A 17,208-nucleotide genomic window follows, 5' to 3' on the forward strand; every position below is an offset into this window, starting at 1 on the left:
TGAGCCAAAGGGCGACGCCCCGTGCGGGGCGTAACCCTACAGGAAGTCGTCGCGCCGGGGCGTGAAGCTGTCGATCAGCGTCCCGGGCGCGAGGCAGACGCAGCCATGTGTCTGCCCCGATGGAATGACAAAACTGTCCCCCGGACCAACAACGCGCTTTTTATCCCCCAACGTGAATTCGAAGCGCCCGCTTTCCACATAGGTGGATTGAACGTGGGGATGATCATGCAACGCGCCGATGGCGCCTTCCGCTGAGAAACGGAAGGCCACCACCATCATCTGGGGGTGGTCAGCCAGCACTTGACGTGTGACGCCCTCGCCCGTCTGAACGACCGGATGGTTCGGAGTGCCGGTCATGAAAACAGCATGCCGCCGTTGATGTCGATGTTTGTTCCGGTGAGGAAGGCGCTGTCATCACAGGCGAGGAACAGCACCAGGTTCGCAGCATCTTCGACACGGCCCTGCCGCTTGAGCGGAGCGTTCGCTTCGAACCCGCGGCGGCCTGCGTCGGGTGTGTGGATGTTGTGGAAATCGGTGTCGATCATACCGGGGCAAAGCGCGTTGACGCGGATATCCGGGCCCAGTTCCTTGGCCAGACCACGTGTCATGGTCATGACGGCCCCCTTGGATGTGGCATAGGCCACCGCACCTGGCCCACCCCCGTCACGTCCGGCCTGGCTGGCAAGATTGACAATGGCCCCTTGCGACATGTGAGCAAGGCAGGCCTTTGTCATCAGGAAAGTGCTTGTCAGGTTCAGGGACATGACAGCATTCCAATGATCCACGTCCATCTCGGCGATGGTCTTGCGTGCGATCAGGCCCCCGGCATTGTTCACGAGGATGTCTACGCCACCGAAGGTCTCGACCGTCTTGGTCACCAGTGCATCAACATCCGCTGTTTTGTTCAGATCACCTTGGATCGCTATGGCCTTGCCTCCAACCGCCTCGACCTGCGCCACCGTCTCCTCTGCGCCCTTTGAGCTGGCGAAATAGTTGATGGCGACATTGGCCCCTTCGGAGGCCAGTTTCACGGCAACGGCACGTCCAATGTCGCGGCCACCTCCGGTCACGATGGCGGTTTTGCCTGCAAGTTTCATAAAGCTCTCTCCTGTCAGGGCGGGCGCTATGCGGCCCGGGGGTTCGGGATGATTGAGGTTCTCGGGATCAGGGGAATGCCCCGGGCATGAGGGTTCTGGGAAGCCACAATATGATGTCGGGAACCGCCGCGAGGAGGATCAGGATCGCCAGCATCGGGGCCAATATGATCGCCACTTCGCGCAGCACCTGCACCACGTTGAGGCCGCCGATAGCTGATGAAATCAGCAAGCATAACCCGTAGGGCGGCGTCACCAATCCGAACGCCAGCGACACGATCCCGATGATCGCGAACGCGATGGGGTCGACCCCGCCCGCCTGCGCCACCGGCATCAGAACTGTGCCTAGGATGATGATGGTCGGGATCGCATCGATGAACAGCCCGAAGATCAGGAACAGTGCAGCGATGACCAACGCGGTGCCGAACGGGCCGAAGTCCCACGCGGTCAGGATACCGACGATCAGGCGCGGCGCGTTGTAAAACGACAAGAGCCAGCCAAAGGCCGTTGCAGTGCCGATGGCGAACAGGGAAATCGCAGCGAACCGCGCGGTGTCGTACAGGATGAAGCCAAGATCGCGTGGTTTTACCGTTCGGTAGACGAACATGCCCAGGATCAGGGCATAGCCTGCTGCGATGATGGCGCTTTCTGTTGGCGTAACGATGCCACCCACGATGCCGCCAATCACGAAGATCGGCGTCAGCAGCGCAAGAGCGGCCCCTTTCCAGGCTGCGAGGAATTCACGCCAGTCCGGTCGCGCCGTCACGGGATAACCGCGTACCTTTGCAAAGCCATAGACCGTCGCCATCAGCGCCAGTCCAATCATCACCCCAGGTATGGCGCCCCCCAGAAACAGCGCCCCGACCGAAACCTGCATCACCCCGCCCCAGACGATCATCAGGATGGACGGCGGAATGATCACCCCCATCACGGACGAACAGGCGGTGATCGCGACGGCAAAGCGGGTGTCATACCCTTCCTTCTGCATGGCGGGGATCAGGATCTTGCCAATCCCGGCAGCATCCGCAGTGGATGAACCGGAGATACCGGCAAACAACATGGAAACGGCGACATTCACATGCCCAAGCCCGCCGGGCAGCCAGCCCGTGAGCACGCGGGCCAGTTCGATCAACCGATCCGTGACTTTGCCACTGTTCATCAGATTTGCCGCAAGCAGGAAAAACGGCACGGCCAGAAGGATGAACGAGTTGTAGGACTGGAACATCCGGTCCAGCACGATGAACGGCGTCAGGCGCAATTCGATCAGGACAACTGGCACCGTGGATAGGCCAAGCGCAAAGGCCACAGGAATTCGGATCAGGATGAGGATGAGGAAGCCCGCAATGAGCATGAGGCTCGCCGTGGCAGTGTCGAGGATCATTGGGTCGCTCCGGCGGGTTGGCGGAATGCCAGGAATTCCTGCACAAGTCGGTAGCTGGCAAAAATGGACCAAATCACGCCGACAACTGGCAAGGAAATGTGGGTGATCAGAAGGTTGGCGCGCATCATCACCGACCGTTGGTTGCTGCCAAACTCGGCGTATTCGATCCCGTAGATTGCAAACATCAGCCCGAATATGAGGATCGCCAGATGAACAATGCCGTTCTGGATCAGACGCAGCACGGGGCGCTGTGCATCCGGGATCACACGCACATCGAAGTGTGTGCCATCCCAGACAGCCACCATTGATCCGATCATGACGATCCATATGAAGATGAATGTCGCCAGTTCCTCGGTCCACAGATACGTAGGGATCAGGCCGGTGTACCGAGAGATCACCTGCATCGCGACCGGGATGGCCAGAACGCCCATCAGCACGCCGAGCAAGATACGAAGACCGATGCAAAATCGGTCTAGAAGTCGTCCAACCATGTTCTGTCCTATGCGGGAGTGTCCCGAAACCGGGTCAAAGAGCCGACGGACGGCACCCCCGAAAGGTGCCGTCCGTCATCATGAAATTACATCCCGCGGATGCGCTCAAGCAGTTCGGTTGCACCCAGCTCTGCAGCATAAGCGTCCTGGACCGGCTGCACGAGTTCGAGCATCTCTTCACGTCCGGCGAAGTCGTGAACCTTGATCTGGCCGGCGTCCGCCATCGCCTGTAGCTTTTCACCGTCCTGCCCGCTTTCAAGGGCACGACCAAATGAACCGGCCTCCGCCCCTGCGTCCATGATGGCAGCCTGCAGATCGGCGGGCAAACCGTCAAAGATCTTTGCCGACATCACGATGGGACGCACTGTGATGGTGTGCTGTGTCAACGAGATATGTGGAGCAACCTCGTAGAACTTCAGGTTCTGGATTGACGCCGCTTCGTTTTCGAAGCCTGCGATCACACCGGTCTGGATGGCGTTGTAGACCTCGTTATACGCGATGGCCGACGGCGCGGCACCCACGGCCGAGAATGTCTGTGCCTGGATTGGAGCACCCATCACCCGCATCCGGTGACCGGCGAGTTCTTCCATATTGGTGATTGGTTCGGCCGAGGCGAGGTTGCGCACACCGCCGCCGTGATAGCCAACAATGACAATTCCAGCAGCTTCGCGCAGATCAGCCTCAAGCGGTTGCAGCGCGTCCGATGACAGAACCGCGTTCCAATGGTCGAGATCCCGGAACAGGAAAGGCATGTCCATCAATGGAATCGATTCCGAAAAGACGGCCATGTTGGACGGTGCGAGGATCGTATAGTCGACCGCCACGCCCTGATTGAGATACGTCACATAGTCGGACTCAACGCCCAGTTCCCCGTTCAGACGCAGATCGAATGCGACCTCACCGTCATATTTATCGGCAACCAGCCGTTCGAATTCGCGCAGGGTCTGAGTGAACGCATGTTCTTCGTCGAACATGCTTGCGCCCCGCAAGGTTACGTCGGCTTGTGCGATGGAAACGCCGCCGATCAGGACAGCAGCAGCGGTCGCTGCCTTCAGTGAAAAGTTAAACATGTGAGCCTCCCATTCATGTTCTGGTCTTCCTGTGCGGTTGCCGTCCTCCTCAGACGGAAACCATAGTGGAAGGCGTAGGCTTGCGGGTCTTAAGCTGAATCATGTGGAGCCGAGTGAGCCGTTGATTGCTGGCCACTGCAAATCCCACGAGACTTCACTCCTATCGACCCGGTTGTCCCGTCCCTTCCTGAAGTGAAGATAGGCAACACGAAAACTTGCATACTAGTCAACAAGAAAGTTTACATTTTACGGTATCTGTTTATTTTCAACGTTGCGGAGCGCTGTTTCAGATGTTGTCTGGTATACAGAAATGGGGGCTTCCCAAGCCTTGTATCTTTGGCAGAATGCGCCAATCGAATATCGGAAAGACGAACACCAATGGCATCCACAGAGACCGTCGATCGCATCACCAGCACGGACCGCATCTTCGACGAATTGTTTGCTCGAATCGTCGGGCTTGATCTGCTTCCCGGTACAAAGATTTCTGAGACGGATGTTGCGAAGTCTTTCGGATATTCACGCCAGCCGGTGCGCGAGGCGTTTACGCGGCTTGCCAATCTCAACCTACTGCTGATCAGGCCCCAACGGGCCACGATTGTTCGCCCATTCTCGCGCGATTTGATTGCAAATGCACGGTTCGTGCGCGCCGCCATTGAACTTGAGGTGGTACGCACTGCCGCCCAGTCACGGAACGTGGCATTCGATGCCGATCTCAAGGCGAGTCTGCGCGGTCAGCGGGATGCAATTGCGGCGGAGGACACGAAGGCGTTTCATGATCTGGATTACGACTTTCACCGCTTGCTTTGTCTGTCGGCCGGCCGCCCCTTTGCATTCGAGATGATCGCTGCAAACAAGGCACAGGTCGACCGGTTGTGCATGTTGTCACTCACCAGCACTGAGGCCATGCAAACGCTGTACGAAGATCACGATGGGCTGGTGCAGGCGCTGCTTGGACAGGATGCGGAAGCCGCTGATCGCATTCTGCGTCAACACCTTAACCGTCTCGACCCGATCATCGACGCGATCTATACGACGCATAAGGGCTATTTCGAAGAATAGACACACCATGCGGATCGAGGATGAGGGGATTTTTGGCGCCCAGAAAAGGCATCATGGTCCCTTTCATGCACCTTCTTGAGAATCCCTGCGCCAAGTTTTTCGTGGAAAAATTCATTTATTTCAATGCCTTTGCCTTCAAGGGCTCCGTTTTCCTTCATGTTGTTCCTTGAAAAACCGGCGGATACATCAGAATGGCAGAGAACAAGCTGCACGTAACGACCATAAAAAGCGCGGGGCCCGGCCTGCTCGGCGACGGCGGCGGGCTCTATGTCAAAAAACAGGGCGTGAGCGTCGGGCAGTGGCACTAACGGTACTCGTTTGCGGGTGCCCGCGTTGAAATGAAGCTTGACTGCTGGCCTGCTATCAGTTGGAGCGAAGCGCGCGAACTGCGCAATAGATATTGAACGTTTCTTAAGACAACTCGCAAGGACCCGCGCGCGGAGCGTGACCAGCACGGGCGTGAAGCCGAGCAATACCGTTAGATGGCGGCTTTGAGCCCGTTCCGACCAAAATGCGGCATGGCGGCGAATGTCTGCTCCCAGTTCTGCCCAACGGGCTTCGATAAGCTATCGGTGCGACTGTCCCGTCAGTCTTCTCTTGATCTCAAATAGGCAATCAAGGCTGCTCTGTCTTGCTCCGCATCAAAACCGTCAAAGCCCATAGACGTACCTGGCACGAGTGCTTTTGGTGACTTCAGGAAACTATCTAGGAGCGCCTCGTTCCAAGCACCCTGCGCGTGTCCAAATGCAGATAGCGCAGGAGAATAGCCTTCGAACGAAGGGTCAGCGGCGATCCGTTTTCCCACAATTCTGGTCAGGTCGGGTCCGACCGCCAACTCGCCCGTTGCGCTGTGGCACAATACGCATTGGGCGAATAGCTGACGCCCGCGTTCAATAGGATCATCTGGAAGCGTGTCCAATATAGTGCCCGTATATTTGGCGCGCATGGCCAACAGATCAGCCGACTGAGCATCTGACAGACTGTTTCTTACGTTCAGCATGGCCAGCGCCTGCGCCCAGGTCATGCTGGCTTCGATCTCCCCCACGGATGCGCCAATCTGCGCGACCGGAGAAGCATCAATTGTGGCACCGGACAAAGCACCTTCAAGCGTCCGCATCAGTTGCGCCCGCACTGCGAGAAAATCCTCAAATACCTCAGCATTCTGGATGGCAGCTGCGTCGAGCATCTGTTGCTGATCTGGCCTCAACAACGCCAACACTTCATTCGCAACAGAGCCACGCTGCACACCGTGGTTCGATTCTATGCGCAAGCTGACAAATCCAAAATGCTGACTGGGCTTTCCGACGACTTCGAAGTCATTGAACTCCTTCGAGCCTGTGGTCCAGCTCAGCAGGCGGGCAGCAAAGTTCACAAGCTCTTGCTTGTCTTCTTGCGACAGTCGCAACCGTGCAGGTTGCCGGGCGATTTGGTCACCCTGACCCGAGATGTGCGCGGTTCTAACGTTGTGCAGAGCCATCTGCTGATCAGGGGTTAATGTCTGGGCGACATCGCCCAGCCGCTGTCCGATGACCCGCCCAAGCTCGGCCTCGGCTGCGCCGTAGACACGACCAAGTTCTAGAAAGGCCTCTTCAGAAATGACTTCTCCAACCAGCATACCCTCAAGCGCGCGATTCATCTGATGGCGCGCGTTCAGGGTCCGCTCGTGCGCTGGCTTCTGATCCTCTAGCAGTGCAACAAGCCCGCGGCGTTGGTCGTCGGTCAGGACAGCCAGCGTGTCTTGCGCAACCGCACTGCGGGTCAAACTTTGTCCGCTGGAAACACGCAGAGCCACGAAACCAAAGAAATTGGCCGTACGACCAACAGAGATGTAGTCGTTGTTGGATGAACTGCCCGTCAGCCAGGTGAGTGTTCTGGAAGCGACAGCTTCGCGCAACCGCCGCTCATCAACTTGTTGATTGGTGATGTCGCGGAGGGCTACTGCTCTATCCTGCGCAAAAGCCGAAAAGGAAAGAAGTGGGACGGCGATTAAAGCCAAAAGCACGCGGGATCGAAAACTCATGGACATGGCGACCTCACCTGTTTGTTCTACTTCTAATACGGGGAGGTTGGGGCTTTCCGTCGAAAACGTGCCCTTCGTTTTCGGTCAATGCGCCCCGGAGACCGGCATGGTTCTCTCATTGCAGGGGGCTCAGCCGGTTAGAGACGCCCTACATGAACCTGTCATCCTGAAACGACTTCACTGCCCAGTCGATAAACACACGCACACGCGCTGAAAGCTGGCGACTTCGCGGATACAGCAACGAGACAGGTACAGAGGGAACGTCATACTTTGCCAGAACTTGAGTAAGACGCCCAAGCCGGAGATCGTCGTCGATGTGAAAGAGCGGCATCTGCGCCAGGCCAAAACCAAGCAAGGTGGACAAACGATAACTCTCCGGACCATTGACCGAAACCTGTGTCGGCGGCCTCAAACTCTTGATTTGGTCTTTTACAATGAAGTCGAGCGGAACGACCGCGCCTTTCGTCATAGGCCAAATACCAACCATTTTGTGGGTTTCCAGATCGCTTAGCGAGATTGGTTCGCCGAACTTCTCCAGGTAGTCACGTGAAGCACAGGTAATCCTTTTCGCCATACCCAGTGGTCGCACGATCAGATCGCTGTCTGGCAGCTCACCCCACCGCAAAGCACAATCGACACCTTCCTCGACCAGATCGACCCACCGGTCTCTTTCGCTGATGGATATTTCGATCTCGGGGTATCGGGCTAGGAAGTCCGGCAGACCCGGCATCAGAAAGTGTCTGGCCAACGTGCCCTGGACCTCAATCCGCAGGTGGCCTTTCGGTGGCGCGCCGACAAAGGCACTGTCGGCCTCTTCAACGTCGTTAAGTATCGAAAGGCATCGCTGATAGTAGGCTTGCCCATCAAGAGTTGGGCGCACGACACGCGTCGTACGATGGAGCAATTGCACACCAAGCCGTTGCTCCATCTGCTGGATCACTTCCGTGACGGTGGATCTTGGTGTCCCGGTATCGTGGGCGGCGTCGGTAAAGCTGCGGCGTTCGACGATCCGCACAAAAAGCTGCATTGCCTCAAACCGGTCCATTGCACCCTCATTGTTCGCTTGGGGCGAATAGTGATGTCAAAATATACCCCGTTATCCCGCTCCATCACCAGCATATCTTCCGGCCATCGTCAGCATGGTGCTGGCGCACGGAAAGGAGACATCATGACCAATACAAAATCTAGAACAGCAATTGTCACCGGCGCTTCCCGTGGAATTGGTGCAGCCGTTGCCGAACGTTTGGCATCCGATGGCCTTAATGTCATCGTGAACTACTCTGGCAGCGAAGAAGCGGCCGCGGCCGTCGTCAACAAGATTGAGGCCGCAGGTGGCAAGGCCATTGCTGCCAAAGCAGACGTATCCGATGCTGAGGCTGTGCGACGGATGTTCGACGCAGCTGAGACCGCCTTCGGAGGTGTTGCTGTGCTCGTGAATAACGCAGGCATCATGAAGCTGGCTAAGATCGCTGACAGCGACGACGACCTGTTCGACGCGCATATTGCCGTCAATCTCAAGGGCACGTTCAATACCATGCGCGAGGCCGCGGACCGGCTGCAAAGCGGTGGAGCAATCGTCAACTTCTCGACCAGTGTCGTGGGCACAAAGCTTGAGACTTACGGGGTGTACACGGCGACCAAGGCGGCCATCGAAACGCTGACAGGCATCCTCTCAAAGGAGCTGCGCGGGCGCAACATCACCGTCAACGCCGTGGCACCTGGGCCGACCGCCACCGACCTATTCCTCGACGGCAAACCGCCTGAGTTGATTGAGCGTTTCGCAAAGATGGTCCCGCTCGAACGGCTCGGGGAACCCCGCGACATTGCCAATGTCGTATCATTTCTGGCCGGAGAGGACGGTGCTTGGGTCAACGGGCAGACAATACGTGCAAACGGTGGATTGGTCTGAACGGACCAACCAACCAGCCGAAAACCAAGGAGCAATCAAAGTGACAAAAGGATCAGAAAAACAGATTGTCGTCATTACCGGCGCATCAAGCGGTTTTGGCGAGATGACGGCGTACGCCTTGGCCGATGCAGGTCACACTGTCTACGAGTCCATGCGCGGCACGAGCGGCCACAACGCAGATAAGGTCAGTGCCGCAAAGGACTATGCCATCAAGAACAAGGTCGATCTGCGCGTGATCGAAATTGATGTGGTCGACGAGGCATCCGTTGCTGCCGGGATTGATCAGGTTTTTGATGAGGCGGGCCGCCTTGACGTCATTGTCCATAACGCGGGCCATATGTCATTCGGTCCGGCGGAGGCGTTCACGCCCGAACAGATGGCGCAGCTCTACAACATCAATGTGTTATCGACACAGCGCGTGATGCGCTCGGCACTGCCGAGAATGCGTACACAAGGCCGCGGGCTTGTTGTCTGGGTGTCCTCATCAAGCGCCCGAGGCGGCACGCCGCCGTTTCTGTCGCCCTATTTTGCCGCCAAGGCGGGTATGGATTCGCTCGCTGTATCTTACGCTTCTGAGCTGGCCCGCTGGGGGATCGAAACCTCGATCATGGTGCCAGGCGCCTTCACTACCGGGACCAATCACTTCGCGCATGCCGGGCAACCTGACGACCAGGCTGTTACCGACGCCTATCTGTCTGGCCTCTATGAAGACGTGCCTGCAAGGGCACTCGATGGGCTGCGGTCGCTCGAGCCCGCCGACGCAGACCCGTCCGCCGTGGCACAAGGCATCGTCGAGATTGTGAACGCGCCATTCGGAAAGCGACCGTTCCGGGTTCATGTTGATCCGTCACATGACGGATCAGAAGTTGTCAGCGGGGTGGCTGATCGGGTGCGAGCAGAGATGTTCCGGCGGATCGGTCTGGAGGACTTGTTATCTCCGATTGAACAGGCATCAAGCTGATCCATGAGTTAAAGCTGTGGCATTGCCGAACGAGTCTTCGGCAGTACCACATCGAGCGTCGCACACCGTACCTGCCAGATTATTGCACTCGCTCTATCATGGGCGTCTCGTTGCCGCGCAGGGTAAAAACCTCAACGCCACTACCGGTGACCGCAACCGTATGTTCGAACTGAGCCGAGAGCTTTCTGTCTTTGGTTATGACTGTCCATCCGTCGCTCTCGGTTGTGACCATGCGACTGCCCCTATTGACCATCGGCTCGACGGTGAAAACCATGCCTTCGCGCAGCTTCAAGCCCGTTCCCGGTCGTCCGAAGTTCAGCACCTGCGGTTCCTCGTGCATCTCGCGACCGATGCCATGTCCGCAATACTCCCGTACAACAGAGCAACCGTTCTTTTTGGCGTATCTCGCGATGGCAAAGCCGATATCTCCCAAGTGTGCTCCGGGCCGCACCTGTCTTATGCCTTGCCACATTGCCTCTTGGGCGATCCGTACCAACCGTTTCGCAGCAGGTGGGGCATTGCCGACCAGATACGTCTTGCTTGAATCCGCTATGTAACCGTTCTTTTCGAGCGTGATATCGAAATTGACGATATCGCCGTCACGGATGATTTCATTCGGGTTTGGTACGCCGTGACAAACAACGTGATTAATCGAACAATTCAGGACATATTCGAAACCATATTGGCCCTTACTCGCCGGACGGGCGTCGAGGTCGACGGTGATGAAACGGTCGACCAGATCGTTGACTTGCAATGTCGACATGCCTTCAAGCTTCTGTCTGTCCAGCATCTCGAATACCGACGCTAGCAATCTGCCGGACAGGCGCATCAGATCCAGTTCGTCGGGGGTCTTTACCATGTTACGCTGCCGCGACGTCCGCGACACGTACCTGCGCCGCTTCCAGCTGCATCTTCACGATGTCGTTGAAGGACAGGGTCGGGTTGGCTTCGGCCAACATGCCGATCTTCATCCAGAACTCTGCCTGCGCATTGATGGACCGGCACAGCACACTGCTGGCCCGACGGACCTCTTCATGTAGGTCGTCGTTGATTTTCACGATGCCCATCTGCGTCTCCTCGATCTCAAACATACGAATCGTATATGTTTCATATCATCATTGGTCGATCTGATGTTAAAAAAACGTAGTCGCGTGCGTTCACGAAAAATATTGAGTCGGTTGGTTCCCACGATGGGCGATGCCGTACATCACCTCTTGCTCCAAACATCCACATTGGCGGCGATGAACTCCTCCAGCGCGTGCGCTGGTCGTCCGGCCATGCGCGGCACGGCGTCGGTGATGCGATCTTCTGAACCCGCAGCGATGTCAGCATCCATCTGTGCAAGTGTCTGGGCATAGGCTTCTGGCAGGCCGGATTGATCCCTATGTCGCGCGGCAAGCTCATCCACGCTCAGGTGATGGTGCATGACCGGGCGCTTCAACACATCGCTGAGCGTCGCCGCCACATCATCATAACTGAGTGCCGCAGGTCCGGTCAGGATCATGTCGCCTGACACACATTCTGGCTGGGTCAATGCTTCGACTGCGACGGCTGCAATATCCTTTGCATCGATGAACCCGATCCGCCCTTGATCTGTCGCGGTGTAGATCGCGCCCTGATCGCGGATGGTCGCAAGGTGCTGGCCATCAGAGAAATTCTGCATGAACCATGTCGGACGCAGAACCACCCATTCCGGCGCGTGATCGCGCAGCCAGGCATGTACCGCGCCCATCATCGGCCCACCCGGTTCCAACGAGGATGCGCTGAGCAGGACGAAGCGTCTGACGCCATTGCGGATCGCGAGTTCCATGAACGGGATCATCACGGGCAACGGTTCAGCGATGCCACTTGGCGCGACGAGATAAATGCTTTTGACGTCTTCCAGCGCTGCCGCCCAGGTGGTCTCAATCATCCAATCGAAGCGGATGTGGTCTTTGGCGCCGGGATTGCGTGTTGCGACGCGATGCCGAAGGCCGCGGGCGGAAAGCTGAGCGGATACACGGCGTCCGGTGGTGCCGGTCCCGCCCGTGACAAGGATTGTATCAGGCACGGGTAAAACCCTCCCCCTCAGGCTGGGGAACAGCGTCTCCGGTTGCAGCAAGCGTGATCCGTGGATCCCAATAGTCGGCGTAATAGACAATTTTGCCGTCGCGCGTTTCGATCACCGATATCCATTTCTGATCGTAAGATGCACCGGTTCGACCTTCGCCGCTGCCGCGAAACTCCAGCACGACTTTGTTGGGGTCCGCCATTTCGCTGACCCGCAGGTCAAAGAAATCGTCGATGCGGATCAGGTCGGGCAAAACCATCAGGTAACGCTCCAACGCATCTCGACCGTCGATTCGGGCAATGAATCCCGGCGGTGCATAGGGAGCCTCAAACACACAGTCCTCGGCGATCATGTCGAGGAACCCTTCCGCGCCCGGGGCAAGCCGGGCACCGAGCCCTTCACGCAATATGCCGGCGAGTCCTTCAAAACGGGTTTGCTGAGTGGTCATTGACAAATCTCCTTTTTGGATGGAACGCTATCGTATCGACCATATAGGAGATCAACGGATGGAACGCAACCGTTCCGACGAAAGTTTGGCAGCAAATGCATCCACGCGTGCGCCCAGCGGAGCGGCCGTGATGCGCTCGTCCGTGACCGATGCACTGACCCGCGCGTTTTTTGAGGAATGGGCGCAGACAGGTCTTGGTGCGCTTAGCCTGGAACGCGTCGCCAAGCGGGCCGGTGTTGGAAAAGCAGCGCTCTATCGGCGCTGGTCGTCAAAACAGGACATGGCGATCGAACTGATCAAGACGGTTGGCCTGAACCTCACACCCATCCCCGACAGCGGGTCGTTATTGGGGGACCTGCGGCTGATCCTGTTGTCGCTGCGCCAGACGCTTCGCCACCCGCTAGTCCGGCGCATTCTGCCCGACCTGCATGCCGAGATGGCCAGAACCAGCGCATTGAGCGCCGAGATAAGGAACACTCTGCAATATGAGCGGCGCGAACGCGGTAAGGTGATCGTCGATCGGGCCATCACACGTGGTGAATTAACTGCAAGTGCGGACCGCGACCTTGCCAACGACGCGCTTGCAAGCATCCTTTATTGGCGAGTCATCGTGACCGGAGGTCGCGTCAGCAGGGTGGAAATAGACAAAATCGCACAGTTCATCGCTGCAGGTCTTGGCCGTCAGTGAAGCAGGTCTGCATGCTCTTTGATCTCTCGCGCGTATTCTGTAGGTGGGCGTCCGACGATGCGGGTAAACGCCACGCTGAACGCGCTTGGAGAGCCATAGCCGACGCTGTAGGCGATCTCTGAAATAGAGCTGTTGCCGGCGCATAGCTTGTCCTTGGCCAACGACATCCGCCAGTTTTGCAGATATTCGATCGGCGCCATGCCAACCACGCGATTGAATTTCGCGAAGAAGGCCGACCGCGAAAGTGCGGCTTCGCGTGACAATTCATCGACAGTCCAGCCATGTATGGGGTCTTCGTGAATGAGGCGGATTGCCTGCGCGATCTGATCGTCAGCAAGCCCGCGCACAAGCCCCGAAAAGCCGCCTTCGTCTGGAAGGGCGCGAAAGGCTTCGATGCACAGGACTTCGAGCAGCCGATCAAGGATCACATCGCGCGCATTGCGCCGGTTTCGATACTCGTCGTCTACCAAACGCGCGAGCGCGGCCAAGCGATCATTTTTCCGGATAATGACAATCTGCGGCAAGAGCGAGACCAGCAAGGACGCGTCAGGCGAGCCGAAGAGGCAGTACCCGATCATCATCCTGACATCGATCGGCGCATCCGGGTCGCCCACGCGATATTCTCCGCCAGACAGATCAACGGGAAGCGCCAAAAGGGCATCGCCGGTGACTTCGACCTTGCTCGATACCGTGAAATCGGCGGCCGAGGGGACCAACAGGAAGTCGCCAGCCTCGATGACGACTTCCGCCTGTCCATCCGGCTGGAATCGAAACCCTCCATCCAGCGCCAGCCCATAGAAGACCCGGTCCGTGACTTCACGGCGTACACGCCAAGCGCCGCCACCATACACCAGCTTCATCGCGGCAGGCTGTGGCTGCAGCAGGGAAATCACATCGGTCAGTGGATCGGTCAAGACAAGACTTCCGCAAATGAATACCGGATTTTTAGCCATCGATAGTACACACTCCGGCTGCTATTTTGTCAACAGAGGAGAACCAAACAGAAATAGGAGGTCTGAATGAAAACCGTACTCATTACAGGGTGCTCCTCCGGATTCGGACTGGAGACAGCATTGTTCTTCCTCAGCAAAGGGTGGTCCGTCATCGCGACGATGCGCACCCCACGCGAGGATCTGTTCCCGCCGAGCGACCGCCTACGGGTGCTACCACTGGACACGACCGATCCGGATAGCATCGCGGTCGCCATTGACGCTGCCGGTCCCATTGACGTGCTGGTCAACAACGCGGGCATCGGAATGCTGAGCGCTGTCGAGGGCCCCGACATGGCACACGTTCGCGCCATTTTTGAAACCAACACCCTTGGCACAATCGCCATGACCAAGGCGATCCTGCCTACGTTTCGGGAACGCGGCACAGGCGTGATTGTGAACGTCAATTCCAGCACAACGATGAAGCCGTTTCCGCTGTTTTCGTTCTACTCCGCCAGCAAGGCGGCGATCATCGCGTTCAGCGATTGCCTTGCGCTTGAAATAAAAGAGTTCGGCGTGAGGGTAAAAGTTGTCATTCCCGGGCAGGCCGAAACGCGCTTTGCCGAAAATGCGCAGTCGCGCGCATCGGACGGCATTCCCGCAGCCTATGCGGACTTCGCCAAAAAGACGCTTGCCGGTCTGGCTGCTCCCTTGGCCACAACGAAGATCGAAGACGTAACCGAAGCGATCTGGCGGGCTGCAACCGATCCGGACTGCCCTGACCACCTTCCTGCGGGTGCGGATGCCTGGGCCCTCGCCAACACGGCATCTCAAACCTCATCACCTCAAACCCAAACCAGCTGATCGAAAGGAAAATCTCATGTATCTTGTATTTGGAGCAACAGGAAATGTCGGCGGCGAAGTCGCGACACAGCTCTTGCAAAAAGGCCATGGAGTGCGTGCCTTTGTCCGCGACGAAGCCCGTGCCAGGAAGCAACTGCCAGAGGGTATCGAATTTGCTGTCGGCGAACTTGATGACGCCAAAAGCATCGCCGAAGCGACACAGGGCGTGGAGGGCGTATTCTTCATGCAGGTCGGCCCATCCGTCGAGCAGGCGCAAAGCATGGTCGACGCGGCACATGCCGCCAACGTGAAACGGATCGCCCTGCTCTCATCGCTTGGGACCAGCCTGCAACCCTATCCAATGATCGGTGCCATGATTGCCGCGCGCGACGAAGTCTTCCACAAATCGGATCTGGATGTGACCTATCTGCGGGCCAATGGGCTCATGTCCAACGCGCTCTGGTGGCTTGACGCGATCAAGAAAGAGGGCCGCGTGGTGGACGCGACCGATCCCGGCACCCTCGCAATCGTCGATCCCTATGACGTGGCGCGTATCGCCGTGCTGGCGCTGACCGAGCCGGGCCATGCTGGCAAGGGATACATCCTGAACGGCCCCGAGGCCCTGAGCGCCCGCGAACAGGTCGCAATCCTCTCTGACGTGATCGACCGACCCATCGAGTTCAAATCAGTTACGCCTGAGGAGCTTGAGCATCGACACATCGCGGACGGCATGCCAGAGTCAAATGCCAATGCCCTGCGCAACCTCAACGAGGTGTTCCGTGCAGGACGTGCTGGCTTTCTCGCCGATGACATCGCGAACCTGTCCGGTACCGCGCCGCGCAGGTTCCGCAAATGGTGCGAAAAGCACGCGGACGAGTTTGCGTGACTTTGTAGCTGACTCGGCCCGACGTAGGGGTCCTGTCGATCCCTGCGTTAAAGTCGTTCCGGTGTTAGAGTATTAAAGCACGCCGATCCGGATGACGTGTGAGAAGCAGGTAAGCGTTTAGTTTTAGTACCATCGTGTTGTGAACACTGCAGATAGGCGGCTCGCCAACGGCGTCCAGCGCATGGAAGACATGACGCAGTTTAGCCGGTAGAAGGCCGTGGATGAGCTTTTAGTGAAGAATTTCTGCAACGCAGCCAATGTCAGCTTCGCTGATCGGACCGAACAACTTTCAGATCATTCTTCTATATTGTATCTCAGAAGTAGAGGCTGATCGGGCGGTGTGTATTTTGTGTTTAAAGCGGGCCGTCAAGTCAGAGACCTTTGTCGACTCTACTTGAAATCGACGTAGCCGTGGGAACTGGCGTGGCTCTGCAATTCGCTGCAAGCCACCGACCAAGCCTGATCGCCCTCGCACAACGCTGAACGCAAATAGGCCCATGTCATGCGCTGGACGACCGCCAGGCGATCTGGATCCTCATCACTTGTTTCCTTGGCGTCGTAACCTGAAACGCCTCCCAACCCGTGTTTTCCCCCGATCAGGGTCAACATGCTGTCTGCACCCGGTCCGTTACGGAATGGATCCCTGTACCAATCCGCCCCGCGAACGGTAAGATGCGCGGCCAGGTCGGCGTCACCAGCGACCACCAGCGTTTTTGTCGTCATATGTGAGAAATCCGGATTCAGGGCCGAATAGTTCTCTCGCGCATTGTCGCTAAGGCTGTCGCCGCCGTTACCTGGGGCGGCCAGAAGTACGCCAACCTTGATGCGCGGCTCGATCATATTGACGTCCACCGCATCCGGATCCTTTGGATCGGTCAACCGGGCACCAAGCAGCATGCCAACGGTCTGTCCGCCAAGGGAATGCCCGACCGCTGCGACTTTGTGGTGATCAAGGCGTCCGGCAATGGCCGGGATCGAAGCCTCAATGTCTTCCAGATGATCAAGGATCATAGACATATCCTGAACGCGCGACCGCCAGAACAAGGGGCCGCGGGGTGCATCGGCCGGAAGGCCAGCAACCTTTGAATTTACGTGGGTCGGTTGAATTACGACAAAGCCGTGCGCGGCATAGAAATTTGCAAGCGGAGCATAGCCGTCCTTGGAGGGGATGTAGAGAGAAGGTCCGTGGCCGTGCGACAGCAGAATAATCGGCAGGTCGTAGCCGGTTACAGGCGCGGTGATGCGCATTTCCAACGGCACGCCCCGATCTGGGGCCTCCAACGTCACCGGGTTGATGGAAATCGTCTGAGTGGGTTCATTGACGGGAATGTGACGGGCGTCGGTTATGAGGTTGTTCATTGCTCCACTCTCCTTTGCTG

The 17,208-nt window shown here is 57.6% G+C and carries 20 protein-coding genes; 6 read left to right on the forward strand and 14 right to left on the reverse strand.

Going from position 1 to position 17,208, the window contains the following annotated elements:
* Window positions 1–36: 36 nt before the first annotated feature.
* From AC53L6_RS02715 to AC53L6_RS02735, 5 genes are all read right to left on the reverse strand, one after another.
* Entirely contained in the window at window positions 37–357 is a 321-nt protein-coding gene (locus AC53L6_RS02715) for a cupin domain-containing protein (protein WP_299701178.1), read from the reverse strand.
* Window positions 354–1,097 (reverse strand): SDR family NAD(P)-dependent oxidoreductase, encoded by a 744-nt coding sequence (locus AC53L6_RS02720; RefSeq protein ID WP_496906712.1) that lies wholly within the window; start codon window positions 1,095–1,097, stop codon window positions 354–356. The genes AC53L6_RS02715 and AC53L6_RS02720 overlap by 4 nt, the downstream gene beginning before the upstream one ends.
* Window positions 1,098–1,164: 67 nt before the next feature.
* Entirely contained in the window at window positions 1,165–2,475 is a 1,311-nt protein-coding gene (locus AC53L6_RS02725; RefSeq protein WP_496906713.1) for a TRAP transporter large permease, read from the reverse strand.
* Window positions 2,472–2,966, reverse strand: coding sequence for a TRAP transporter small permease (locus AC53L6_RS02730; RefSeq protein ID WP_299211628.1), 495 nt, complete (start codon window positions 2,964–2,966; stop codon window positions 2,472–2,474). Before AC53L6_RS02730 ends, AC53L6_RS02725 begins: the two co-directional genes overlap by 4 nt.
* A gap of 86 nt (window positions 2,967–3,052) precedes the next feature.
* A complete protein-coding gene (locus AC53L6_RS02735) occupies window positions 3,053–4,036 on the reverse strand; it encodes a TRAP transporter substrate-binding protein (RefSeq protein WP_299211631.1) in 984 nt (327 codons plus the stop codon).
* 378 nt (window positions 4,037–4,414) lie between these two features.
* On the opposite strand from AC53L6_RS02735, the gene AC53L6_RS02740 reads away from it, so the two are divergent.
* Window positions 4,415–5,095: a GntR family transcriptional regulator gene (locus tag AC53L6_RS02740; RefSeq protein WP_496906714.1), complete on the forward strand. Its 681-nt coding sequence runs from the start codon at window positions 4,415–4,417 to the stop codon at window positions 5,093–5,095.
* Here the strand turns inward: AC53L6_RS02740 and AC53L6_RS02745 are convergent.
* The 3 genes from AC53L6_RS02745 to AC53L6_RS02755 all read right to left on the reverse strand — a co-directional run bounded on the left by AC53L6_RS02745 (window position 5,080) and on the right by AC53L6_RS02755 (window position 8,160).
* Window positions 5,080–5,550: a hypothetical protein gene (locus tag AC53L6_RS02745; RefSeq protein ID WP_496906715.1), complete on the reverse strand. Its 471-nt coding sequence runs from the start codon at window positions 5,548–5,550 to the stop codon at window positions 5,080–5,082. The two genes, AC53L6_RS02740 and AC53L6_RS02745, sit on opposite strands and share 16 nt — an antisense overlap.
* A gap of 131 nt (window positions 5,551–5,681) precedes the next feature.
* Window positions 5,682–7,115 carry a c-type cytochrome gene (locus AC53L6_RS02750; protein WP_496906716.1) on the reverse strand — a complete coding sequence of 478 codons (1,434 nt, stop codon included), beginning with the start codon at window positions 7,113–7,115 and terminating at the stop codon, window positions 5,682–5,684.
* Window positions 7,116–7,263: 148 nt separating this feature from the next.
* Window positions 7,264–8,160, reverse strand: a complete 897-nt coding sequence (locus AC53L6_RS02755; protein ID WP_496906717.1) for a LysR family transcriptional regulator — start codon at window positions 8,158–8,160, stop codon at window positions 7,264–7,266.
* 123 nt (window positions 8,161–8,283) lie between these two features.
* On the opposite strand from AC53L6_RS02755, the gene AC53L6_RS02760 reads away from it, so the two are divergent.
* Together AC53L6_RS02760 and AC53L6_RS02765 are read left to right on the forward strand one after the other, a co-directional pair.
* Window positions 8,284–9,024, forward strand: a complete 741-nt coding sequence (locus tag AC53L6_RS02760) for an SDR family oxidoreductase (protein WP_299203673.1) — start codon at window positions 8,284–8,286, stop codon at window positions 9,022–9,024.
* A gap of 40 nt (window positions 9,025–9,064) precedes the next feature.
* Window positions 9,065–9,985 (forward strand): SDR family oxidoreductase, encoded by a 921-nt coding sequence (locus AC53L6_RS02765; protein ID WP_496906718.1) that lies wholly within the window; start codon window positions 9,065–9,067, stop codon window positions 9,983–9,985.
* A 79-nt stretch (window positions 9,986–10,064) separates the two neighbouring features.
* On the opposite strand, the gene map is transcribed toward AC53L6_RS02765, so the two are convergent.
* The 4 genes from map to AC53L6_RS02785 form a co-directional block, all read right to left on the reverse strand.
* Entirely contained in the window at window positions 10,065–10,844 is a 780-nt protein-coding gene (map, locus tag AC53L6_RS02770) for a type I methionyl aminopeptidase (protein WP_496906719.1), read from the reverse strand.
* A 1-nt stretch (window position 10,845) separates the two neighbouring features.
* Complete coding sequence (locus AC53L6_RS02775) at window positions 10,846–11,076, reverse strand: ParD-like family protein (RefSeq protein WP_496906720.1); 231 nt, start codon at window positions 11,074–11,076, stop codon at window positions 10,846–10,848.
* 116 nt (window positions 11,077–11,192) lie between these two features.
* Complete coding sequence (locus AC53L6_RS02780) at window positions 11,193–12,035, reverse strand: ergot alkaloid biosynthesis protein (RefSeq protein ID WP_496906721.1); 843 nt, start codon at window positions 12,033–12,035, stop codon at window positions 11,193–11,195.
* On the reverse strand, window positions 12,028–12,483 hold the full coding sequence (locus AC53L6_RS02785; RefSeq protein WP_299203687.1) for a nuclear transport factor 2 family protein: 456 nt from the start codon (window positions 12,481–12,483) through the stop codon (window positions 12,028–12,030). The genes AC53L6_RS02780 and AC53L6_RS02785 overlap by 8 nt, the downstream gene beginning before the upstream one ends.
* Window positions 12,484–12,502: 19 nt before the next feature.
* Here AC53L6_RS02785 and AC53L6_RS02790 point away from each other — a divergent pair, with 19 nt between their 5' ends.
* On the forward strand, window positions 12,503–13,171 hold the full coding sequence (locus AC53L6_RS02790) for a TetR/AcrR family transcriptional regulator (protein WP_496906722.1): 669 nt from the start codon (window positions 12,503–12,505) through the stop codon (window positions 13,169–13,171).
* Here the strand turns inward: AC53L6_RS02790 and AC53L6_RS02795 are convergent.
* Window positions 13,165–14,085: a helix-turn-helix transcriptional regulator gene (locus AC53L6_RS02795; RefSeq protein WP_496906723.1), complete on the reverse strand. Its 921-nt coding sequence runs from the start codon at window positions 14,083–14,085 to the stop codon at window positions 13,165–13,167. The two genes, AC53L6_RS02790 and AC53L6_RS02795, sit on opposite strands and share 7 nt — an antisense overlap.
* Window positions 14,086–14,190: 105 nt before the next feature.
* Here AC53L6_RS02795 and AC53L6_RS02800 point away from each other — a divergent pair, with 105 nt between their 5' ends.
* The gene (locus tag AC53L6_RS02800; RefSeq protein WP_496906724.1) at window positions 14,191–14,964 is read left to right on the forward strand and encodes an SDR family oxidoreductase; all 774 of its coding nucleotides are present in this window, start codon (window positions 14,191–14,193) and stop codon (window positions 14,962–14,964) included.
* A 16-nt stretch (window positions 14,965–14,980) separates the two neighbouring features.
* Entirely contained in the window at window positions 14,981–15,829 is an 849-nt protein-coding gene (locus AC53L6_RS02805; RefSeq protein WP_496906725.1) for an NmrA family NAD(P)-binding protein, read from the forward strand.
* Between the two features lie 390 nt (window positions 15,830–16,219).
* On the opposite strand, the gene AC53L6_RS02810 is transcribed toward AC53L6_RS02805, so the two are convergent.
* The gene (locus AC53L6_RS02810) at window positions 16,220–17,188 is read right to left on the reverse strand and encodes an alpha/beta hydrolase family protein (RefSeq protein WP_496906726.1); all 969 of its coding nucleotides are present in this window, start codon (window positions 17,186–17,188) and stop codon (window positions 16,220–16,222) included.
* Between the last annotated feature and the right edge of the window lie 20 nt (window positions 17,189–17,208).

It is taken from the genome of Tateyamaria sp. LSS28, assembly GCF_059611725.1.

What these genes read in the sequence shown, in the direction of transcription:
- AC53L6_RS02715 (WP_299701178.1), bottom strand. Translation starts at nt 357, where the DNA reads ATGACCGGCACTCCGAACCATCCGGTCGTTCAGACGGGCGAGGGCGTC.
- AC53L6_RS02720 (WP_496906712.1), bottom strand. Translation starts at nt 1,097, where the DNA reads ATGAAACTTGCAGGCAAAACCGCCATCGTGACCGGAGGTGGCCGCGAC.
- AC53L6_RS02725 (WP_496906713.1), bottom strand. Translation starts at nt 2,475, where the DNA reads ATGATCCTCGACACTGCCACGGCGAGCCTCATGCTCATTGCGGGCTTC.
- AC53L6_RS02730 (WP_299211628.1), bottom strand. Translation starts at nt 2,966, where the DNA reads ATGGTTGGACGACTTCTAGACCGATTTTGCATCGGTCTTCGTATCTTG.
- AC53L6_RS02735 (WP_299211631.1), bottom strand. Translation starts at nt 4,036, where the DNA reads ATGTTTAACTTTTCACTGAAGGCAGCGACCGCTGCTGCTGTCCTGATC.
- AC53L6_RS02740 (WP_496906714.1), top strand. Translation starts at nt 4,415, where the DNA reads ATGGCATCCACAGAGACCGTCGATCGCATCACCAGCACGGACCGCATC.
- AC53L6_RS02750 (WP_496906716.1), bottom strand. Translation starts at nt 7,115, where the DNA reads ATGAGTTTTCGATCCCGCGTGCTTTTGGCTTTAATCGCCGTCCCACTT.
- AC53L6_RS02755 (WP_496906717.1), bottom strand. Translation starts at nt 8,160, where the DNA reads ATGGACCGGTTTGAGGCAATGCAGCTTTTTGTGCGGATCGTCGAACGC.
- AC53L6_RS02760 (WP_299203673.1), top strand. Translation starts at nt 8,284, where the DNA reads ATGACCAATACAAAATCTAGAACAGCAATTGTCACCGGCGCTTCCCGT.
- map (WP_496906719.1), bottom strand. Translation starts at nt 10,844, where the DNA reads ATGGTAAAGACCCCCGACGAACTGGATCTGATGCGCCTGTCCGGCAGA.
- AC53L6_RS02775 (WP_496906720.1), bottom strand. Translation starts at nt 11,076, where the DNA reads ATGTTTGAGATCGAGGAGACGCAGATGGGCATCGTGAAAATCAACGAC.
- AC53L6_RS02785 (WP_299203687.1), bottom strand. Translation starts at nt 12,483, where the DNA reads ATGACCACTCAGCAAACCCGTTTTGAAGGACTCGCCGGCATATTGCGT.
- AC53L6_RS02790 (WP_496906722.1), top strand. Translation starts at nt 12,503, where the DNA reads ATGGAACGCTATCGTATCGACCATATAGGAGATCAACGGATGGAACGC.
- AC53L6_RS02800 (WP_496906724.1), top strand. Translation starts at nt 14,191, where the DNA reads ATGAAAACCGTACTCATTACAGGGTGCTCCTCCGGATTCGGACTGGAG.
- AC53L6_RS02805 (WP_496906725.1), top strand. Translation starts at nt 14,981, where the DNA reads ATGTATCTTGTATTTGGAGCAACAGGAAATGTCGGCGGCGAAGTCGCG.
- AC53L6_RS02810 (WP_496906726.1), bottom strand. Translation starts at nt 17,188, where the DNA reads ATGAACAACCTCATAACCGACGCCCGTCACATTCCCGTCAATGAACCC.